23 protein-coding genes and 1 pseudogene are annotated in these 21,025 nt (G+C 43.7%); 7 read left to right on the forward strand and 17 right to left on the reverse strand.

The window, feature by feature from the left end:
- Positions 1-87: 87 nt before the first annotated feature.
- Positions 88-2,076: a methyl-accepting chemotaxis protein McpB gene (gene mcpB / locus NSQ16_RS16210; RefSeq protein WP_003243461.1), complete on the reverse strand. Its 1,989-nt coding sequence runs from the start codon at positions 2,074-2,076 to the stop codon at positions 88-90.
- Between the two features lie 157 nt (positions 2,077-2,233).
- On the opposite strand from mcpB, the gene NSQ16_RS16215 reads away from it, so the two are divergent.
- Positions 2,234-2,971: a protein-glutamine gamma-glutamyltransferase gene (locus NSQ16_RS16215; protein WP_003228904.1), complete on the forward strand. Its 738-nt coding sequence runs from the start codon at positions 2,234-2,236 to the stop codon at positions 2,969-2,971.
- 13 nt (positions 2,972-2,984) lie between these two features.
- On the opposite strand, the gene NSQ16_RS16220 is transcribed toward NSQ16_RS16215, so the two are convergent.
- From NSQ16_RS16220 to NSQ16_RS16250, 7 genes and pseudogenes are all read right to left on the reverse strand, one after another.
- The gene (locus tag NSQ16_RS16220) at positions 2,985-3,239 is read right to left on the reverse strand and encodes a hypothetical protein (protein ID WP_042974489.1); all 255 of its coding nucleotides are present in this window, start codon (positions 3,237-3,239) and stop codon (positions 2,985-2,987) included.
- A 254-nt stretch (positions 3,240-3,493) separates the two neighbouring features.
- On the reverse strand, positions 3,494-3,892 hold the full coding sequence (locus NSQ16_RS16225) for a secondary thiamine-phosphate synthase enzyme YjbQ (RefSeq protein ID WP_046160787.1): 399 nt from the start codon (positions 3,890-3,892) through the stop codon (positions 3,494-3,496).
- A pseudogene (locus NSQ16_RS16230) lies at positions 3,852-3,985 on the reverse strand (hypothetical protein). Before NSQ16_RS16230 ends, NSQ16_RS16225 begins: the two are co-directional and overlap by 41 nt.
- Before the next feature lie 25 nt (positions 3,986-4,010).
- Positions 4,011-5,675: an alpha-glucosidase gene (locus tag NSQ16_RS16235; RefSeq protein WP_339232315.1), complete on the reverse strand. Its 1,665-nt coding sequence runs from the start codon at positions 5,673-5,675 to the stop codon at positions 4,011-4,013.
- Positions 5,676-5,801: 126 nt separating this feature from the next.
- A complete protein-coding gene (locus tag NSQ16_RS16240; RefSeq protein WP_339232317.1) occupies positions 5,802-7,091 on the reverse strand; it encodes a hemolysin family protein in 1,290 nt (429 codons plus the stop codon).
- A 43-nt stretch (positions 7,092-7,134) separates the two neighbouring features.
- On the reverse strand, positions 7,135-7,812 hold the full coding sequence (locus tag NSQ16_RS16245) for a zinc metallopeptidase (protein WP_003228889.1): 678 nt from the start codon (positions 7,810-7,812) through the stop codon (positions 7,135-7,137).
- 41 nt (positions 7,813-7,853) lie between these two features.
- Positions 7,854-8,117 carry a hypothetical protein gene (locus NSQ16_RS16250; RefSeq protein ID WP_085185954.1) on the reverse strand — a complete coding sequence of 88 codons (264 nt, stop codon included), beginning with the start codon at positions 8,115-8,117 and terminating at the stop codon, positions 7,854-7,856.
- A 46-nt stretch (positions 8,118-8,163) separates the two neighbouring features.
- Between NSQ16_RS16250 and mstX the strand changes: the two genes are divergently transcribed.
- The gene (gene mstX, locus NSQ16_RS16255; protein ID WP_021480479.1) at positions 8,164-8,496 is read left to right on the forward strand and encodes a biofilm formation protein MstX; all 333 of its coding nucleotides are present in this window, start codon (positions 8,164-8,166) and stop codon (positions 8,494-8,496) included.
- Positions 8,493-9,479, forward strand: coding sequence for a potassium channel protein KbfO (gene kbfO / locus NSQ16_RS16260; RefSeq protein ID WP_015384493.1), 987 nt, complete (start codon positions 8,493-8,495; stop codon positions 9,477-9,479). Before mstX ends, kbfO begins: the two co-directional genes overlap by 4 nt.
- On the opposite strand, the gene NSQ16_RS16265 is transcribed toward kbfO, so the two are convergent.
- The 5 genes from NSQ16_RS16265 to NSQ16_RS16285 all read right to left on the reverse strand — a co-directional run bounded on the left by NSQ16_RS16265 (position 9,476) and on the right by NSQ16_RS16285 (position 14,271).
- The gene (locus NSQ16_RS16265; protein WP_003228878.1) at positions 9,476-9,880 is read right to left on the reverse strand and encodes a YugN-like family protein; all 405 of its coding nucleotides are present in this window, start codon (positions 9,878-9,880) and stop codon (positions 9,476-9,478) included. The genes kbfO and NSQ16_RS16265 overlap by 4 nt on opposite strands.
- 59 nt (positions 9,881-9,939) lie before the next feature.
- Positions 9,940-10,311, reverse strand: a complete 372-nt coding sequence (locus NSQ16_RS16270) for a hypothetical protein (RefSeq protein WP_074794719.1) — start codon at positions 10,309-10,311, stop codon at positions 9,940-9,942.
- Between the two features lie 58 nt (positions 10,312-10,369).
- On the reverse strand, positions 10,370-11,722 hold the full coding sequence (locus tag NSQ16_RS16275; protein ID WP_003243401.1) for a glucose-6-phosphate isomerase: 1,353 nt from the start codon (positions 11,720-11,722) through the stop codon (positions 10,370-10,372).
- A gap of 111 nt (positions 11,723-11,833) precedes the next feature.
- Positions 11,834-13,006: an iron-containing alcohol dehydrogenase gene (locus NSQ16_RS16280; RefSeq protein WP_339232319.1), complete on the reverse strand. Its 1,173-nt coding sequence runs from the start codon at positions 13,004-13,006 to the stop codon at positions 11,834-11,836.
- Between the two features lie 101 nt (positions 13,007-13,107).
- Positions 13,108-14,271, reverse strand: a complete 1,164-nt coding sequence (locus NSQ16_RS16285) for an iron-containing alcohol dehydrogenase (protein WP_003228869.1) — start codon at positions 14,269-14,271, stop codon at positions 13,108-13,110.
- Positions 14,272-14,500: 229 nt separating this feature from the next.
- Between NSQ16_RS16285 and NSQ16_RS16290 the strand changes: the two genes are divergently transcribed.
- Positions 14,501-14,737 carry a DUF378 domain-containing protein gene (locus NSQ16_RS16290; RefSeq protein WP_003220771.1) on the forward strand — a complete coding sequence of 79 codons (237 nt, stop codon included), beginning with the start codon at positions 14,501-14,503 and terminating at the stop codon, positions 14,735-14,737.
- A gap of 78 nt (positions 14,738-14,815) precedes the next feature.
- On the opposite strand, the gene yugI is transcribed toward NSQ16_RS16290, so the two are convergent.
- From yugI to NSQ16_RS16305, 3 genes are all read right to left on the reverse strand, one after another.
- On the reverse strand, positions 14,816-15,208 hold the full coding sequence (gene yugI, locus NSQ16_RS16295) for a S1 domain-containing post-transcriptional regulator GSP13 (RefSeq protein ID WP_003228864.1): 393 nt from the start codon (positions 15,206-15,208) through the stop codon (positions 14,816-14,818).
- Positions 15,209-15,409: 201 nt separating this feature from the next.
- Positions 15,410-16,570, reverse strand: coding sequence for an aminotransferase (locus NSQ16_RS16300; RefSeq protein WP_003228862.1), 1,161 nt, complete (start codon positions 16,568-16,570; stop codon positions 15,410-15,412).
- A complete protein-coding gene (locus tag NSQ16_RS16305; protein WP_009968070.1) occupies positions 16,571-17,071 on the reverse strand; it encodes an Lrp/AsnC family transcriptional regulator in 501 nt (166 codons plus the stop codon).
- Positions 17,072-17,218: 147 nt separating this feature from the next.
- On the opposite strand from NSQ16_RS16305, the gene NSQ16_RS16310 reads away from it, so the two are divergent.
- The gene (locus NSQ16_RS16310; protein ID WP_080529726.1) at positions 17,219-18,040 is read left to right on the forward strand and encodes an alpha/beta hydrolase; all 822 of its coding nucleotides are present in this window, start codon (positions 17,219-17,221) and stop codon (positions 18,038-18,040) included.
- 25 nt (positions 18,041-18,065) lie between these two features.
- Here NSQ16_RS16310 and NSQ16_RS16315 read toward each other — a convergent pair whose 3' ends face one another.
- Positions 18,066-18,326, reverse strand: coding sequence for a YugE family protein (locus tag NSQ16_RS16315; protein WP_070547695.1), 261 nt, complete (start codon positions 18,324-18,326; stop codon positions 18,066-18,068).
- Positions 18,327-18,412: 86 nt separating this feature from the next.
- Here NSQ16_RS16315 and patB point away from each other — a divergent pair, with 86 nt between their 5' ends.
- Complete coding sequence (gene patB, locus NSQ16_RS16320) at positions 18,413-19,576, forward strand: cystathionine beta-lyase PatB (RefSeq protein WP_326146014.1); 1,164 nt, start codon at positions 18,413-18,415, stop codon at positions 19,574-19,576.
- A 125-nt stretch (positions 19,577-19,701) separates the two neighbouring features.
- Entirely contained in the window at positions 19,702-20,988 is a 1,287-nt protein-coding gene (gene kinB, locus NSQ16_RS16325) for a sporulation sensor histidine kinase KinB (RefSeq protein ID WP_128740682.1), read from the forward strand.
- The last annotated feature ends 37 nt before the right edge of the window (positions 20,989-21,025 follow it).

Consider the following 21,025-nt stretch of genomic DNA (forward strand, 5'->3'; position numbering starts at 1 on the left):
TAGTTCTAAATTCACCTGTTAAACTAGGACTTTATTATTGTTTACCATATAAAAAAACAGCGCTTTGATAGCGCTGTTTTTCGGCTTTTACTCGATTTTAAATTGTTTCGTCAGATCACGAAGCTCTTCTGCCATCTGCGCAAGAGTGGTCGCTGAGGAACTGATTTCTTCCATGGAAGCAAGCTGTTCTTCAGCTGATGCGGCAATGTCCTGGATGCTTGCCGAGCTTTCTTTCGACACGTCTGCAATGCCGCTGACTGCTGCTGAAACATGCTGTGAACGGTCTGACAGCTGCTCGACGGTGGAATTCATCGTTTGCAGCTTGCCTGCGATTTCGTTTGTCATGCTGAAAATGCTCTGGAAGCTTTCTTTTGTATTGTCTGTGACAACAAGTCCGGACTGTACTTCCTGATTGACCTCTTTAAACATGTGAAGAGAGGTGTCGATTTCTGCGACGATTTCTTGGATCAGCTTTTCGATTTCTTTTGCTGAATCGGCTGATTGGACAGCCAGCTTGCGCACTTCCTCCGCTACGACAGAGAAGCCGCGTCCTGACTCTCCGGCACGCGCCGCTTCAATGGCTGCGTTTAGTGCAAGCAGATTTGTTTGGTCAGCGATTCCGTTGATGACTCTCAAAATGCTTGTGATGTCTTTTGATTTTCCTTCTAAGCCTTTGACAACAGCTTCAGCCTGTTGAACAGATTGATTAATCGAGTTCATTTGTCCGACTGTCTGCTGCACAAACTTCTCACCCGTTCCGGCGATTTCCGTTGATTGGATAGATGCCTTTGTAATATCTGACGATGTTTGTGAGACTTGCTGGAGTCCTTCATTCATTAAGTTCAGCTGATGAGAGCTGGATTCAACCTTTTCGCTTTGCTCCTCGTTTCCGTTTGAGAACTGCTCAATCGCCATCGTAATATGCTCGGTGGCTTTACTCGTCTGCCCGGCAGATGCGGTAAGCTGTTCGGAAGATGCGGCCACATTGTTCACCGAGTCCTGAATAGCGCTGATCAGAGAGCGGAGAGATTGTCCCATTTCATTGAAGCTTTCCCCAAGCTCCCCAAGCTCATCCTTTGAATGGATTTCGATCGTTTCGGTCAGATCCCCCCTGCTGATCGTTTTCGATGATTGAACAAGACGTTTTAACGGTTTTGTAATTGAACGAACGATAAACAGAATTAAAATTCCGCCTGCCACAATGGAAGCAATCAGCACAATCATTCCTGTAGTCAGCACAGACTTTGAGGCATCCTTAATTTCATCCATATACATTGTGCCGGCTATTTTCCAACCAGTCAGTTCGTTTGTAGTATAGGTCATCTTTTTATCTTCGTTATTAAGAGTATACTGGAGTTCACCGCTGTCATTCGCATACATTTTGGCTACCCAGTCGCCTGAAAGCTTTTCTCCAGCCTTATGGTTCTTGTGGGCGACATAGGTTTTGTTTTTTGTTGCAATGAAAGCATAACCTTCTTTTCCGACCTTGATTTGTTTCATTTGTTCTAACAATTTATCAATGGTAATATCCATGGCGACAACGCCAGATCCGTCCTTCAGCTCCTGTGCAATGGTAATGACCATGCTTCCGTCACTCGCAGCCACGTAAGGATCTGTCACGACAATTTCACCGCCGGCCTTCATCGCATCCTGGTACCAAGGGCGTTGTCTCGGGTCGTATCCTTCCGGCAATTTTTCTTTTGGCGCTTGTACGTAAGTGCCGTTATCTGCGCCCCCATAAATTCTGGCTACTCCTTGATTAATAGATACATATTGTGAAAATTTAGCTTTGATCTCTTCTTGATTGGATTTCCCTTTGAATGCGGACCTTTTAAGAGATTCACTGAAAAAGGTGACTGCTTTCGCTTTTTCTCCCAGATCATTTGTAACAGTTGTATTAAATGTATCGACACTGTTTTTCGCATTTCCCATAATTTCCTGATCCAGCTTTCCGCTGGCGCTTCGGTAAGAGCTAAATTCTAATATAAGAATAGGGATAATGAGAATCGCAATAAATGAGACGATTAATTTCTTTGAAATAGACGGTTTCTTCAGCCAATTGATAAAAGTCTTCATGTCACTTGCTCCTTCAGGTTTAATACAGTATATATCGGCTGCTTAAAAAAGTTTTAAAATAAAAAATGGAAGAAGTTCTTTTTGGCTGTCTTCTGTCTTTTTAACTTTCATTGCCCAAGCCCTTTGCATATCTTATAAAAAACAAGGGGGGCTAAACATGATTATTGTATCAGGACAATTGCTCCGTCCCCAGGATATTGAAAATTGGCAGATTGATCAAAATCTGAATCCGCTGTTAAAAGAGATGATTGAGACACCTGTTCAGTTTGATTATCATTCAATTGCTGAACTGATGTTTGAGCTTAAACTGCGGATGAATATTGTAGCAGCGGCAAAAACGCTGCACAAAAGCGGGGCGAAGTTTGCCACTTTTTTAAAAACATACGGGAATACAACGTATTGGAGAGTTTCACCGGAGGGCGCCTTGGAGCTGAAATACAGAATGCCGCCTTCAAAAGCGATTCGGGACATTGCTGAGAACGGCCCGTTTTATGCGTTTGAATGCGCAACCGCAATCGTTATCATTTATTACTTGGCCTTAATCGATACAATCGGAGAAGATAAATTCAATGCCAGCTTTGACAGAATTATTTTATATGACTGGCATTATGAGAAATTGCCGATATATACGGAAACAGGACACCACTTTTTCCTTGGAGATTGTTTGTATTTTAAGAATCCTGAATTTGATCCGCAAAAGGCACAATGGAGAGGCGAAAATGTGATTTTACTGGGGGAAGATAAATATTTTGCCCATGGTCTTGGAATCTTAAACGGAAAGCAAATTATTGATAAGCTGAATTCTTTTAGGAAAAAAGGAGCCTTACAGTCAGCCTACCTTCTGTCACAGGCGACCAGACTGGATGTTCCGTCTCTTTTCCGCATCGTCCGCTAAAAAGCCCCATCGCCTATTTTCGGGACGATGGGGTTTCAAATGTCTTTCGTTTTCGATAGAAGGGGGCTGTGCCAAGATATTGGTTCGCAGCCCACTCCATTTTTTCAAGGTCATTTCTTGTCACGATTGGATCCAGGCTGCTCCATTTGATAAAGCGGACAAAATAGTAGCCTTTGATAGGAGCCATTGTAACTTTTGAGTGAGGCCAGCCTTCAAATACAAACTCAATTTTCCCTCTTTTTTTATAAGAATATTGAAGAATGTTCATATCTGTCACCTCAGTTTATCAAGTTACGTTCGGCAAAGCTCGGTACGTTTACATCCATTGATTAACTATCCCTCATGCAAGGCTTTCCTTTTTTTATTTCACATAGGGATTAGCTTTTCGAGCATGTCGTGACTGAGATAGCCGAATGCCAAGCGCGCCTTCATTCGATAAAGCGGCAGCCGGGGCGGGTGTGACAAGCCCTCCGGCTATCGGCGTTTGTTCAGCGATCATGCTTTTGTCAAAAAAACAGCCTATTATCCCATCATTTTGATATAGCATGTCCGGGTGCGAGGGCCGTCAAATTCACAGAAATAAATGCCCTGCCACGTTCCAAGAATGAGCCGGCCGTTTTCCACAATGACATGCTGTGAAGCTCCGACCGTACTCGACTTCATGTGTGCAGCTGTATTGCCCTCCATATGGCGGTCCAGCTCATGTTCCCACGGATATACCTCATCAAACCTTCTGAGCATATCTTTTTTGACGTCCGGATCGGCATTTTCATTAATTGTAATGCCCGCAGTCGTATGCGGACAGTAAATCAGCGCTGCGCCGCTCGTTATACCTGTTTCTTGAAGAAACGTTTCCACCTCATGGGTGATATCAATCATTTCATCTCGTTTGGTTGTTTTGATTTGCAGTGTTTTCAGCATTTGTTTCTCCTTTCGTTTGTCCGCTCTCATTGCTTAATTCTTTCTGTGTTCTTTTTTTCCTGTTAAACCGCTCTCATAAACCTGATACAACAAAAAAACTCCAGTCTAAGGCTGGAGATTAGCGCCATAGATATATTCTTGCTTCATACGGCTTTAAGAGTGCTGATGTCATATGCTTGTGCGGCTCTGCTTCAATATTTGACAAGACGAGTGCATCTGATGACAATGGCAAGCCAGAGTGCTTGAACAACGCCGGTGTTCCTGTCAGATTGGCCACAATCAGTGCAGTATGGCTCTCGTTTTTCCGAAGATATGCAAAGATTTGCTGATCTTCCGGTAAAATGAGCTCGTATGTCCCGTTAATAAAAACATCATATGTTTGGCGCAGCTTGATCAAGCTTTTATAAAAATGGTAAACGGATGTTTTATCATTTTTTTGCGCCTCGGCATTCAGCCATTTGTAATTCTCATTGATTCGGATCCACGGTTTGGCCTCAGAAAATCCGGCGTATGGACCTGCATTCCATTGCATCGGCGTTCTTGAATTGTCTCTTCCCTTTTTCCAGACAATCTTCATCACATCCTCGTGTGATGTGCCTTTCGCCGTTTTTGTTTCATACAGGCGTTTCATTGCGACATCATCATAGTCATCAATAGATGGAAAAGCCACGTTCGTCATCCCGAGTTCCTGTCCCTGATAAATAAACGGTGTGCCTTTCATGAGAAAATAAACAGCGGAAAGCGCTTTTGCACTTTCTTTCAGGTACACTCCGTCGTCTCCCCACACAGAAACTGAACGGGGCTGGTCGTGATTCTCCATAAACAAAGCATTCCAGCCGATCCCTTCCAGACTGTCCTGCCAGTCAGTTAAAATTCGTTTAAATGCAACGATATCAATACTTTCATTGATCTCTACATCCCACAGGCCGAGATGCTCAAATTGAAAAATCATGCTGAATATGCCGTTTTTTTCTCCAGCCCAATCAGCTGCTTCTTTTGCAGCGACGCCGTTTGCTTCACCAACTGTCATAATCGGATAGCGGGAAAATGTGTTTTCCTTCAGATCTGTTAACAAATCCATAATACCGTCAGCATTCATATGATAAGGAAAGGAAGGGACATAGTCCAATCCCTTTGGATTCGGCATGTCGGGAAGCCCTTCTTTTTTCTTAATATGCGTAATGGCATCCACCCGAAATCCGTCAATTCCTTTAGCAAGCCACCAATTGATCATGTCATAAACGGCATTCCTCACCTTTTCATTTTCCCAATTCAAATCAGGCTGTTTTTTATCAAAAAGGTGCAGATAATACTGGCTTGTCTTTTGATCATACTCCCAAGCCGGCCCGCCGAAAATGCTTTCCCAATTGTTGGGCGTTTTTCCGTTTTTGCCGTCTTTCCAAATATACCAGTCGCGCTTTTCCGAGTGTATGGATGAACGGGATTCTATGAACCATGGATGTTCGTCGCTTGTGTGGTTCACAACGAGATCCATAATCAGCTTCATATCCAGATCATGAATGTCACCAAGCAGCTCGTCAAAATCTTCCATCGTGCCAAACTCGCTTAATATGTTTTGATAATCCCTGATATCATAGCCATTATCGGCATTCGGTGAATCATACAGCGGGCAAATCCATATGACGTCAGCGCCCAGCTCTTTTATGTAAGAAAGCTTGGATCTGATTCCTTGAATATCCCCGATTCCGTCGCCATTTGAATCTTTAAAACTGCGGGGGTAAATTTGGTAAACTACGGCTTCCTTCCACCAAGCCTTTTTCATACAGCCACTCCTTCCCAGTGTACCGTTCTTATATATCCTATGTAGAAAAAGGTCTTTACAGCATTGCTTTTTAAGAAATGACTTGATGACACAAAAAACAGCCGTTTGTTCCCCGGCTGTTTTTTATCAAAAATCAGTTTTTTTAATTTCTACAAAACGGATGTGATGATCTTCGGCGTCGAGGATTTTAAATTCACAGCCCTCCGCGTGTATCATATCTCCTGCTTTCAGCTCCATTTTTTGCGTTAGAAGCCAGCCTGCAATCGTATCAATTTCTTCATTTTCAATCGCAATGTCGAGAAGGTCATTCACTTCGTCTATTAGCGCTTTTCCATCCATCACATAATGGTGCTCGCCCTTTTTCAGGATGTGCGGTGTTTCATCCTGATCATACTCATCGCGGATTTCCCCGACGATTTCCTCTATAATATCCTCTACAGTGACAAGCCCTGCCGTTCCCCCGTATTCATCTACGAGAATCGCCATGTGAATCCGCTCCTTCTGCATGCGGATTAAAAGCTGTTGAACAGGAATACTTTCAATGACCCTGATAACGGGCCTCATGATTTGCTCCAGCTTTATCGGCTGGCCGAGAAAATAAGCTTTAAACATATCTTTGCTGTTGATGATCCCTAAAATATGATCCTTGTCATCTTTGATGACAGGGTAGCGTGTATACCGTTCATTAATGATGTGATGAATTGCCTCTTCAAGCGACTGCTCCAGAGAGATAACCGCAATTTCTGTCCGCGGAATCATAATCTCTCTCGCTACCCGGTTGTCAAATTCAAAAATCTTATTTACATAGCGGAATTCAGACTGATTGATTTCTCCCTTTTCATAGCTTTCAGAAAGGATCAGCCTTAGTTCCTCTTCGCTGATGACAACCTCATGCTCCTTTACTGAATGAAAGCCAAACAATTTCACAAGAAAGCTTGCAGAGCCGTTTAATGCTTTAATAAACGGGTACGTGATTTTATAAAACCAGATCAGCGGCTTTGCAATCCATAAGCTTACAGCTTCAGCTTTTTGAATAGAAACCGTTTTTGGGGCAAGCTCCCCCATCACCACATGCAAAAAAGTGACGATGATAAATGCAACTACAAATGTGACAATGTGGTTAAATGGTTCCGGCATGCCTGTCATTGTAAATAAGGGATGAAGAAAACGTTCAAATGTAGGTTCACCAAGCCATCCAAGGCCGAGGGCTGTAATCGTAATCCCGAGCTGGCAGGCTGATAAATACTCGTCAAGATTGGAGATGATTTTATGTGCGGCTAGTGCTCGGCTGTCACCGCTTTCGATGAGCTGATTGATTTTTGAACCTCTGATTTTGACGATCGCAAATTCCGCTGCAACGAAAACAGCCGTAATGCCAATCAAAACAAAAATGGCGATCAATTGTAAAATAAGCAAAAAAAGCCCTTACCATAAATGGTAAGGGACCACCTCCTTAACGTTAATTCTCATCACGACCGTTTAAGAAAATCATCACAAAACGAAGTAGTTCAAACAGGGAAACCAGGGCGGCGGCCACATACGTTAAGGCAGCAGCGCTCAGCACTTTATTTACCCCATTTTCTTCATTGTTTCGGATGAATCCTTCTGACACAATAATCTGCTTGGCGCGTGAACTTGCATTGAATTCGACAGGCAATGTAATCAGCTGGAAAAAGACTGCCGCTGAAAACAGTATGATGCCAAGCCCGATCAAATTCAGGCTGCCGAGAAGCATGCCTCCTAAGAAAAGCAAAGGAGCTACACCTGATGCAAAATTCACGACTGGGAAGATTTTATGTCTCAGCACAAGCGCACCATATGACTCCTGATGCTGCAAGGCATGTCCGACTTCATGGGAAGCTACGGATATGGCGGAAATTGAGCGGCCGTAATAGACCGGCTCAGATAAACGCACCACCCGTCTTGTCGGGTCGTAATGGTCTGTTAAAGTGCCTCTTACCGGTTCGACCGGCACGTCGTAAAGACCGTTTATATCTAAAATCCGTCTTGCCGTTTCTGCCCCTGTACGTCCGCTTGAGGCTTCCACTTTTGAATATTTTTCAAAGTTGCTCTTTACTTTAAATTGTGCCCAAAACGACAATCCCAATGCGGCTATTGTTAAAAATATAAACAGCATTTTTTCATCATCCTTTTTCCATGATCATTTCTCTATTACGATTATTTTAATGAGTTTTCTTTCCCGTGTACAGAAATGCGCTTTTTCTTCCGGCTTGGAGCACAGAATCCAATCAGCAAAAAGAACAGGCCTGCTGAAAACAAATAAAAGGCGAAACCGCCGGCCAGTTCTTTCAGAAAATAAAACCAGGAGAAGCTGCCGGAAAAGTGATTATATGAATTCAAATCGAAAATAAACAAAATCACCGCGGATGCCGCCAGCTGTGTACCGATCAAAACCACGATCGTTCTTTGAAAGATCGTCATCTTTTTCATCCTTTTTGTTTTAGTTTATGGAGAAATCCGGTTTTATATGTTTTGTACATTTTTTGAAAAACATCACCGGAAGTGGGACATACTGTTAGAAAAAAGCACGGGTGTGATGGAAGCTATGAAAGTGACGAGTGAGGAAAAGGAACAGCTGAGCACAGCAATCGACCGAATGAATGAAGGACTGGACGCGTTTATCCAGCTGTATAATGAATCGGAAATTGATGAACCGCTTATTCAGCTTGATGATGATACAGCCGAGTTAATGAAGCAGGCCCGAGATAAGTACGGCCAGGAAAAGCTAAATGAAAAATTAAATACAATTATTAAACAGATTTTATCCATCTCAGTATCTGAAGAAGGAGAAAAAGAATGAAATCAAATCGGATATTTATTTCATGGCTCAGGTGGCCGTTATTTATCCGAATCGGGGTTATTATTTTATGTCTGATTCTTTTGTTCGGCCAAATCATTTATATACTTGAGCCTAAGCAGTTCACTTCGGTATTCGAAGGCATTTGGTGGGCTGTCGTTACGGTTTCGACAGTCGGTTATGGAGACTATGTGCCGCACACGCCGCTGGGACAGGCAGCCGGAATACTGCTGATTTTGAGCGGAGCAAGCTTTGTCACAGCATATTTCGCTACGTTATCAGCGGCCGCATTCAGCAGACAGCATCGCTACATCGAAGGAAAAGTTGCTTACAAAGGCCGGGACCACATCATTCTGATCGGGTGGAATGAAAAAACAAACCGGCTTTTGAAGGACCTTCAGCTTGCCGCCCCTTCCAAAACGGTCGTACTAATCGATGAATCCTTAACAGAAGGCCCGCTTATTGAAAACGTTCATTTCATACGCGGGCACGCTGCCGATGATGGGACACTGAAACGGGCCAATATTACTGAAGCGGAATCAGTGATGATTACTGCCGATCAGTATAAAAGTGAAACTGATGCTGATATGCTGTCAGTGCTTACTCTTTTATCTGTTAAAGGGCTTAATCCCCTTGCTTACTGCATCGTCGAGATTTTGACTGACCGTTTTGTCACCAATGCGGAGCGGGCAGGTGCAAACCAAATCATCGGAACTTCAGAATTTATCAGCCGGGCGATGCTGCAGCATTACCAAGTCAAGTTACGGCCGTCTAAACAGCAGAACGGAATCAAGCTGACACTTGATCAGCATGTGGAGCTTCTTGCTGTTCCTGACGAACTAAAGGGAGCGGCTTACAAAACCTGTGTTCTCTATTTCCTTGATCACAACACAACAATTATAGGCGTACAAAAAGAGGAGGGGCCGATGATTTCCCCTCCTCTTACATACAAGGTGCTCGAAACAGATCAATTCCTTGCCATCTAGTGTAACAGAACATCCTCCAATTCTTTCACGAGAGAGGCGCCGATATCCAAAAATGCCGGATCAATTTCCGCGTCCCGCCTTTCCGGTTCGGAAAATTGATTAAACAGTGATTGGAAAGGCCCTCCCTCGGCGTGATCGTCAACATCCGCCTGAAACACCTGTCTCAGCATAAACGGCGTTCCGATCCGGACGGCCGCCCCTCGTTCATCGAGACTGCCCTGTACCGCATTGACGGGAATTCTTAAAAATAAATAGCCGTCTCTATCATCAATTTTATAATCAAAGTAGCCATGATCGTATTCCCAGCCGCCGTTTATCACATAACCGAGCGGCTTCATCACTTGTTCCAGTTCTTGAAGCAGAAAAGACTGCCCATCTATCGCGGAAGGTATTGGTATCATCAGAATGCCCCTTTTTTCACTTATCCTGTCCCGCCGAACAAGACTTCATTCAGAGGCGCCTACATGGAAATCGTTGTTTCTTTCGCGCGGCCAACAGAAAAGAAAGCGCATTCAATTAAGAAGTAAACAGTCATTGCCGCTGCAAGCCATACAGCTGAATCCCAAGACACATAAACAACCGTTGCATAGAGTCCTAATTTAGTGAAAAGAGTATGGGTTCGTTTTAAATGCAAAATCCGATGTACCGCATCGGTAAAAAGGGCAAGCGGCAAACCAATGAGAAGAAAGGCGTGGATGAAAAAATGTGACAGCGTGCCGCCAAAGCTTGAAGAAAACTCTGTATACACGGCATCAAAGGAGATAAGGAAACTTAAAATAGCTGCAGAAAAACCGGCAATGATGAGATGTTTAACCAATTGTTTCATGAACATCAGCACCTTTCTGATTTTATAAAAAGCCGACCGGCAAATGCCAGTCAGCTTTCTCACATTAATCTTCCAGACGTTTTTCAAGCTCTGCTTTTTTCTCTTCAAAGCCAGGTTTGCCGAGTAACGCAAACATATTGACTTTATACGCTTCTACACCAGGCTGGTCAAACGGATTGACGCCAAGGAGGTAACCGCTCATCGCGCAGGCTTTTTCGAAGAAATATACAAGGTATCCAAAAGTATATGCATTCAGCTCAGGAATGTTAACGATTAAGTTCGGAACATTTCCGTCTGTATGGGCAAGCATCGTGCCTTGGAATGCTTTCTTATTAACGAAATCAACAGTTTTACCGGCTAAATAGTTCAAGCCGTCAAGATCGTTATCCGCTTCCTCAATTGTCAGTTCATGTTTAGGTTTCTCTACGTTCAGGACCGTTTCGAATAAATCTCTGCGGCCTTCTTGTACATACTGGCCTAAAGAATGAAGGTCTGTTGAATAGTTCGCTGAAGAAGGATAAATGCCCTTCTCATCTTTCCCTTCGCTTTCTCCGAACAGCTGCTTCCACCATTCCGCAAAGTATTGAAGCGCCGGTTCGTAGTTGATGAGCATTTCAATTGTTTTGCCCTTATTATAAAGGACATTGCGAACAACCGCATATTGGTATGCTGGGTTATCTTCCAGTTCAGATGTTGCAAAATCTTTGCTCGCATCCAGGGCGCCTTTCATCATGTCATCAATGTTGACGCCGCTGACAGCAATCGGCAAGAGACCTACAGCTGTTAAAACTGAATAACGGCCGCCGACATCGTCAGGAATAACAAATGATTCGAAGCCTTCTTCGTTAGAAAGCGTTTTTAATGCGCCGCGCTCTTTATCAGTTGTTGCATAAATCCGCGCTTTCGCTTCTTCTTTACCGTATTTCTCTTCAAGAAGCTTGCGGAAAATACGGAAAGCGATTGCAGGTTCAGTTGTCGTACCTGATTTAGAAATCACATTAATAGAGAAGTCAACATCTTCAAGAAGATCCATGACGTCTCTCATATAAGATGAACTGATGTTGTTCCCGATAAAAATGACTTGCGGATTGCCGCGTTTTGCTTTTGGCAAAGTGTTATAAAACGCGTGATTCAGCGCTTCAATCGCTGCCCGCGCTCCAAGATAAGAACCGCCAATGCCGACAACAAGCAAGACATCAGAGTCAGATTTGATTTTTTCCGCGCTTTTTTTGATGCGCGCGAATTCTTCTTTATCATAATGTTCAGGGAGGTCCACCCAGCCTAGAAAATCGCTGCCCGCGCCTGTTTTTTCATGGATATTATGGTGTGCTGTTTTTACAAAGTCCCGCAGATATGTAAGTTCATGTTCGTTGAAGAAAGTCAACGCTTTTGAGTAGTCAAAGCGTACATGCGTCATTGCTTGTCCCTCCATAACGGTATAATGTTTTCATCTTTCACTTTATATGAACTTATCTGTGAAATCAAGTCAAGAAGAAAGGGCGGAATGACTGGATTCCGCCCTTTGAGTTTATAGAGACGCGCGAAGGATGGCAAGCACGTCATCTTTGTTCAGTTTTTGGAAGTTGCCGAAGCCGCCGTGTTCCATTTCCTTGGCTGCGATATCAGCAATCAGCTCAAGTTTTTCTTCTCCAATATTGTAATCAGCAAGACGAGAAGGCGCACCGAGGCTTGTCCAGAACGCAGATAGTTTATCGATTCCTTCAAGCGCAATTTCTTTATCTGTTTTGCCTTCAGTATCAATGTCAAACATGTTGAGCATGAGGTTTTTGAAGCGGCCTACATTTGTATCAAGAGTATATCTCATCCAGTTCGGGAACAGTATCGCCAAACCGCCCGCGTGCGGAATATCATACACAGCTGAAACGGCGTGTTCCATTGTATGAGAAGCCCAGTCACCAAAGTAGCCCATTTGGAGCGTGCCGTTTAAAGCGATTGTACCAGCATACAAAATCGTTTCACGAAGCTCGTAGTTTTCCAGATCTTCAAGAAGCTTAGGAGCTGTTTCGATGACCGTCTGCAAAACAGCAAAGCACATTCTATCCTGAAGCGGCGTATTTTCAACATTATGGAAGTATTGTTCGAATACGTGGCTCATCATGTCAACCATGCCGTATACTGTTTGATTTTCCGGAACCGTGAACGTATTTTCAGGGTCTAAAATAGAGAAACGCGGATGAGTGACATTGCTGCCCCATACAAATTTCTCGTTTGTTTCCCAGTTTGTAATCACGGAATCAGGGTTCATTTCAGAGCCTGTTGCAGCAAGCGTTAAAACAGTGCCAAACGGCAGCGCATCCTCCGCTGTTACTTTTTTGCTGAAAATATCCCAAGCGTCGCCATCGTATTTGACGCCAGCTGCGATTGCCTTTGTACAGTCAATCACACTGCCTCCGCCGACAGCAAGCAGAAAATCAATGTCATGCTCTCTGCAAAGGCCTATGCCTTTTTCCACTGTTGCAAGACGCGGGTTCGGCTCTACACCTGACAGCTCATGAACAACAGCGCCCTCTTCTTTTAAAATGCCTGTGACTTGATCATAAAGGCCGTTGCGTTTAATGCTGCCGCCCCCGTAAACAAGCAGTACATTTTTGACGTATCGTTTGAATTCTTTTCTTAATTGTTCAAGCTGACCTTTTCCAAAAATCAGCTTTGTCGGATTATAATAAGTGAAATTTTCCATAGTAAAACCTCCAAATGATGCTGGTGAAAAACAGATTTTCCATTGTAACATAAGTTGACAAAAAGAAAAAGGGAAGCAGCCAAACGGCTATTTCCCCTTTTTTATAGTGATGCTTTCAAAATTGACAGCACATCTTCTTTGTTGAGTGATTTAAATTGGCCGAATGTACCGTTAGCCATTGCCTTGTCAGCAATTGTGTCAAGCTGCTCATCATTAATATCATAATCAGCAAGACGGTTCGGAGCGCCAAGGCTTGTCCAGAATGCGGACAGCTTATCGATACCTTCAAGGGCAATTTCTTCATCCGTTTTACCTGCTTCTTCAACATCAAACACGCGAACTGCAAGCTGTTTCATGCGGGCAGGGTTTTCAGACAATGTGTGTCTCATCCAGTTCGGGAACAAAATTGCCAGTCCGCCGGCATGCGGAATATCATAAACGGCTGATACTGCATGTTCAATATTATGAGTAGCCCAATCCCCTCTTGCCCCCATAGAAAGCATGCCGTTTAATGCGATTGTTCCTGTGTACAGGATCGTCTCACGCAATTCGTAATTTTCGAGATCATTGATCAGCTTAGGCGCTGTTTCAATGACTGTACGCAAAAGTGATTCACACATGCGGTCCTGATACGGCGTGTTTGATACATGATGGAAGTATTGTTCGAATACGTGGCTCATCATGTCAACCATCCCGTAGATCGTGTGGTTTTTAGGTACGGTGAATGTATTCACCGGATCAAGAATCGAGAATTTAGGGAATACGAGCGGGCTGCCCCAGCCGTATTTTTCTTTTGTTTCCCAGTTTGTAATAACAGATCCTGAGTTCATTTCTGAACCAGTTGCAGCGAGAGTCAATACCGTTCCGAATGGCAAAGCATCTTTTGGCTGATGCTTTTTCGTAACGATATCCCACGCATCACCATCATACTTCGCTCCTGCGGCAATCGCTTTTGTACAGTCGATTACACTTCCGCCTCCGACAGCCAGCAAGAAATCAATGTTTTGTTCTTTACAGATGGCAACACCTTTATTAACAGTCGACACACGAGGATTCGGTTCCACACCTGCTAATTCATGCACGGTCGCTCCGGCTTTATTCAGCTGTTCAATCACTTGATCATACAGGCCGCTGCGTTTAATGCTGCCGCCTCCGTACACAAGCAATACGTTTTTTCCGTAAGGTTTGAGTTCCTCCGGAAGTCTTTCCACTTCGCCGCGCCCGAAAATTAATTTGGTCGGATTCCAGTATGTAAAGTTTTGCATGACATCTCCTCCTTAGATTTTTTATTATGCAGAATGTCCTCACCACATGTAAAGCAATCAGCTCTCACCGATCAGCATACCAGATGGTTTTATTTTGCAAGTCGCTGGGAAAGAAGCAGATATAAGCGAGGGCAGGCCAGCTTCCCTCATATGGAGAATGCATGTATAGATTCTCCAATATGTCACAATCTATAACTGTTTTAATAATTCATGGAGGAGGTTGCAAAACATGAGTACCATTCAAAGAATTTGTCTTGTATTAACCATCATTGGCGCCATTAACTGGGGACTGATCGGATTTTTCCAATTTGACTTAGTAGCGGCTATCTTCGGCGGCCAAGGGTCAGCTCTTTCCCGAATCATTTACGGACTTGTCGGAATCGCCGGCTTAATCAACCTCGGTCTGCTATTTAAGCCAAACGAGGAAAGATCACGTGAAGAAGCAGCAAATCCTGAAATGCGATAGGATATCAATCACGCTGAAATAGGATTTTGCATGAAATCAAAAGCACCGAACATTCCTGTCCGGTGCTTTTTTTCATGCTTATTTTTTGATAAGGTCTTTGCGGTTGGACATTTCGATCCACTCTTCAAGCTTATCTTTTAATGTGTTGAAACCTTGTGGTGTAGAAGCTTCTTCGCTTACTTGAGCAGCTTTAGGTTTTCTTGGTTTGCTTTCTTTTTTCTCAGGCGCAGCTTGTGTCGCACGAATTGAAAGGCTGATTTTGCCTTTTTCTTCATCAACAGCAAGTACTTTTACTTGTACTTCGTCGCCAACTGAAAGGTGCTCGTTGATATCTTTTACGAAACCGTGAGTCACTTCAGAAATGTGTACTAAACCTTGAGTTTCTTCATCTAATGCAACAAACGCACCATACGCTTGTAATCCTGTAACTTTACCAGTGTAAACACTGCCCACTTCAAATTTTGCTGCCATTCATAACAACTCCTAAGTTAAATTAAATATCTGTTTATACGCAATTTAAAATTATATCACACATGTCTTATTTCCGCAAAGAAAACTTTTTTATAAAAAATCAGGTTTATGCACAGCAAAAAGGGGGTAAACTGAAAATACCAAAGGCTTTCTAGTATTCCCCCCTTTTATTGGATGCGAACAAAAGGTTCGTATCTTTTTTTATGTTGTTTTGTGCAGGAAGCGTTTCATTCTGACTAACGCTTCTTGAAGCTGTTCAATCGAGGTTGCATATGAACAACGGATATATCCCTCACCGCTCGGACCAAACACACTTCCAGGAACAACTGCCACTTTTTCCTGCGTCAGAAGCTCCTCGGCAAACTGTTCTGAACTCATTCCCGTACTTTTAATAGATGGAAAAGCATAGAAAGCGCCGCCCGGATGATGACAGCTGAGGCCGATTTCATTGAGCGATTCTACAAACAGATTCCGTCTTCTTCGATAGCTTTTTTTCATTTTTTCTACGTCTTCCATGCCGTTCTTCAGGCCTTCAAGGGCGGCAAACTGCGCCATTGCGGGCGCACACATCATCGCATACTGATGAATTTTAAGCATGGCATCCCGAAGCAAGGATGGTGCCGCGGCAAAACCGAGCCTCCAGCCCGTCATTGCAAATGCTTTTGAAAAGCCTGAGATGACTACCGTCCGTTCCTTCATTCCCGGTAATGCCGCTATACTTGTAAATTCCTCATCATATGTCAGCTCCGCGTAGATCTCGTCGGCTAAAACGATGACATCATGTTTTTTGGCAAATTCAGCAATCTCATTCAGCTCTTCCTTCGAATAAACCGAACCTGTCGGATTCGATGGTGAGCAGATGAGAATGGCCTTTGTTTTTTCAGTGACTGCCGCTTCAAAATCAGCAGCCGTTGCTTTAAATCCTTTGTCTGCCGTTGTATGAACGTGAACCGGGATACCGCCTGCCAAAGAAACAAGCGCATCGTACGCCACAAAACACGGCTCAGGAATGATGACTTCCTCACCTGGATTCACAATGGCGCGGATCGCAATATCCAAAGCCTGACTTGCCCCCACTGTCACAATCAGCTCATTATCTGGCGAGTAGCTAAGATCAAACCTGTTGCTCAAATAACGGCTGATTTCCTCCCGCAATGAGTATAAACCCGCATTGGCCGTGTATGACGTATATCCTTGTTCAAGAGAGAGAATGCTTGCTTCGCGGACATTCCACGCGGTAACAAAATCAGGCTCGCCGACGCCTAAAGAAATGACGCCTTCCATCGTTGCCGCCAAATCAAAGAATTTGCGGATGCCGGATGGTTTTATTTGTTGTACATAGTCTGATAAATACGAAGTCATTTACGGTGACACCACGATTCTTTTGTCGTCGTCTCCTGTTTCAAACACTTTGCCGTCATGCTTGTATTTTTTCAGGATAAAATGGGTTGTCGTAGATACAACTGAATCAAGCGTTGAGAGTTTATCCGAGACAAAACGCGCTACGTCAGACATCGAATTGCCGCGAATCACGACAGACAAATCGTATACGCCTGACATCAGGTAAACTGATTCAACCTCTTGGAATCGGTAAATCCGTTCCGCCACTTCATCGAAACCGACGCCCCGCTTCGGCGTTACTTTGACGTCGATCATGGCCGTAACGCCCTCATGTCCGTCGACTTTTCGCCAATCAATCATAGCGGAATAATCGATAATAACCTTTTCTTTCTCCAGTTTGTCAATAATTGTTTTTACTTCATTTACAGGGATGCCCGCCATCTTTGCGATTGTTTCTAAATCGGCGCGGCTGTTTTCGTCTAAAATTTCTAATATTTCTGTTTCTTTTTCTGTCAATTTCATTTGATTCACACCTTTGCAATGTCAAGAAATCTCATGACATTATATCACGTTTTTTGACGAATGCTAAGAAAAAACGAGGAGAAACTTCCGCTAGAATTTACAATTTCAGGGCATAATACAACCATCAAAAAAAGGGAGTGACACAGAATGGAGGCGGTTTCACCAATAAGGCGGTTTACGGTCGATGGAGTCAATGTATACTACGAACATTATCAAAATCCCGGCAGGCAAACGCTGGTCTGCGTACACGGTTTTTTATCATCTGCATTCAGCTTCAGAAAAGTAATTCCTCTCCTTCGGGACAAGTACGACATCATCGCGCTTGATTTGCCTCCTTTCGGCCAATCTGAAAAATCAAGAACGTTTATCTATACCTATCAAAACCTTGCTAAGCTTGTCATTGGGATTTTGGAGCACTTGCAAGTGAAACAGGCTGTGCTTGTCGGGCATTCTATGGGCGGACAGATATCGCTGTCTGCTGCTCTCCAAAAACCTGAGCTTTTTTCAAAGGTTGTGCTGCTTTGCAGTTCAGGGTATTTAAAACGTTCACACCCGACGATCATTTTCGGGACCCATATCCCTTATTTTCATCTTTATATCAAACGCTGGCTCTCGAAAGAAGGCGTGATGAAAAATTTATTAAATGTGGTGCATGACAAATCGCTGATTGATGAGGAGATGATTGACGGCTATGGCAGACCGTTTCAGGACGAGCAGATTTTCAAAGCCATGACAAGGTTTATCCGCCATAGAGAAGGCGATTTAGAACCCGAACAATTGAAGAGAATGAACAAGCCTGCATTATTGATTTGGGGCGAGGAGGATCGAATTGTCCCAATGGAGATCGGTAAACGGCTGCACGCAGATTTGCCTAATTCCGTGCTGTACTCACTTGGCCAGACCGGACATCTGGTGCCTGAAGAACGGCCTGAACTTGTTTCTGAACACATTGCTGATTTTATCAATTAAAAAAACCGGTGCTCAACCGGTTTTTTTAAGGCGTGCAGGAGCTGCTGTTTTTAATGAATAAAAGCTGGCCAGCCACTTCCCGGCAGCTGGCGATCGGCAGCGTTTGTTCAAAAGAAGTTTCAAATATATGCTGAATGCTTTTCGCCAGCACGTCGGGATCGTCTTCATCATAGACTGCCTGCACGACATCAACAGCCTCCGTTTCGTAAAACTCTTCTCCATATTTAAACGGGTCCCATTTGGCAATGATCTTAATCATTTCCCTGACCGCTTGACTTTCTTCCATATTCATCACCGCTTATAATAAAATTTGCAGTTCTATCTTATCATAGTGAAGCTTAGAAGAATAAACATACATGAGGGGGTAACAGAATGAACTTTGATAAACGAGAAGAACGCCTTGGCACCCAATCTGTCAAATGGGACAAAACAGGCGAATTATTTGGCGTGACAGACGCACTCCCGATGTGGGTGGCGGATATGGATTTTCGCGCCCCAGAAGCGATAACTGAAGCGTTAAAAGAGCGTCTTGACCACGGTATTTTTGGTTATACAACTCCAGATCAAAAAACGAGGGATGCTGTGTGCGGATGGATGCAAAACAGGCACGGCTGGAAGGTGAATCCGGAAAGCATCACATTCAGCCCCGGCGTTGTAACGGCTTTGAGCATGGCGGTACAAGCTTTTACGGAGCCGGGCGATCAAGTAGTTGTTCAGCCTCCAGTTTATACGCCTTTTTACCATATGGTGGAGAAAAACGGCCGACACATTTTACATAATCCGCTGCTAGAAAAAGACGGCGCATATGCAATGGATTTTGAGGATTTGGAGACGAAGCTTAGTGACCCAAGCGTTACATTGTTTATTTTATGCAATCCTCATAACCCTTCTGGGCGTTCATGGAGCCGAGAAGATTTACTGAAGCTAGGCGAATTGTGCCTTGAGCATGGCGTCACAGTTGTATCGGATGAAATCCATTCCGATTTAATGCTGTGCGGACACAAACACACGCCGTTCGCTTCGCTCTCTGACGATTTCGCTGATATTTCTGTGACATGTGCTGCTCCAAGCAAAACATTTAATATCGCCGGATTGCAGGCTTCAGCGATCATTATTCCGGATCGCCTGAAGCGCGCCAAGTTTTCCGCAAGCCTTCAGCGAAATGGTTTAGGCGGACTGAACGCGTTTGCCGTCACTGCAATCGAAGCCGCGTATTCAAAAGGGGGACCGTGGCTTGATGAATTGATCACTTACATTGAGAAAAACATGAACGAAGCGGAAGCCTTTTTGAGCAATGAGCTGCCAAAGGTCAAAATGATGAAGCCGGATGCATCATACTTGATTTGGCTCGACTTCAGCGCTTACGGCTTGTCCGATGCAGAGCTTCAGCAAAGAATGCTAAAAAAAGGAAAAGTTATTTTAGAGCCCGGGACGAAATACGGACCTGGCGGAGAAGGATTTATGCGCCTGAACGCGGGATGCTCTCTTGCAACCCTGCAGGACGGCCTGCGCCGCATCAAAGCCGCATTATCGTAAATATAGCTGTAAACGCCTTTACGTCTTCATTTGTAAAGGCGTTCTTAATAAAGGAATTTTATATTTTACTTCTAATATTTAGTGTTATAATAGATTCATATTTTATACGAAAGGATTTCACACGAATGGAAATTCTAAAAGACTATCTTCTGCACATCTGCTTTATTTTGTTTCCTATTCTTCTTTACCAAGTGTTTTGGCTTGGAAAACCTGCGATTCTTGTGCCAAAAATAAACAGCGGTTTGGTCACGCTCTTCGCCTGCGGCGCCTCCGTTTTATGCATTATTTTCCCGATTCATGAAATGGACTACATACAATACGGCCTTCAGATGATTCCCGTTATCATTTGTTTATTTTACATTAGTACCGCTTCCGGACTTACAGTCGCCGCATCTGTCCTATGTTTTGAACTGCTTTTTTACGAACCTTCCGCAATGTTTGTTTTCACTTTGCTGCCTTTTCTTATCATTATCCCAATCTTATTTCAGAAAAAATGGCCATTCATGTCCAAAGCGAAAAAACTGCTGCTGTCTTTATTGATCAGCTGCGTGGAGATTTTCCTATTTTTCGCCTCAAGCTGGATTCTTTCCGCCTTGAATATTTTAAATTTTCAAAAATCAGGAATCTTCGTTTACGAAGCGACAGTGTCAGGGCTTTTCCGCTCCAGTGTTCTTCTATTAAGCATCTATATTATCGAAAGCATCGCCGAAAATATCGCCCTGCGTTCACAGCTTATCCATTCTGAAAAAATGACGATTGTGAGTGAACTGGCAGCGAGCGTCGCCCATGAGGTCAGGAATCCGCTGACAGTTGTCCGCGGGTTTGTCCAGCTGCTTTTTAATGACGAAACCTTACAAAACAAGTCGAGTGCAGATTACAAAAAGCTTGTACTGTCAGAGCTTGACCGGGCGCAAGGCATTATTACAAACTATCTCGATATGGCCAAACAGCAATTATACGAAAAAGAGGTTTTTGACCTATCTGCCCTTATCAAAGAGACAAGCTCCCTTATGGTGTCGTACGCCAATTACAAGTCAGTAACCGTCGAGGCTGAAACAGAACCGGACCTTTTGATATACGGAGACGCAACAAAGCTGAAGCAGGCTGTCATCAACCTGATGAAAAACAGTATTGAAGCGGTTCCTCACGGGAAGGGGATGATCCACATATCAGCCAAAAGAAACGGCCATACGATCATGATTAACATCACAGACAATGGGGTCGGGATGACAGACCATCAAATGCAAAAACTCGGCGAACCTTATTATTCCTTAAAAACGAACGGAACGGGACTCGGCCTCACCGTAACCTTTTCCATTATTGAACATCATCACGGGACCATTTCATTTAACAGCAGCTTCCAAAAAGGCACTACGGTGACCATTAAGCTTCCCGCTGATCTTCCTCACTAGCAAATCGATTGGAACTTTAATAGAATAAATGCGAGGT

This window comes from Bacillus sp. PS108 (assembly GCF_037963335.1).
GTDB lineage: Bacteria > Bacillota > Bacilli > Bacillales > Bacillaceae > Bacillus > Bacillus subtilis.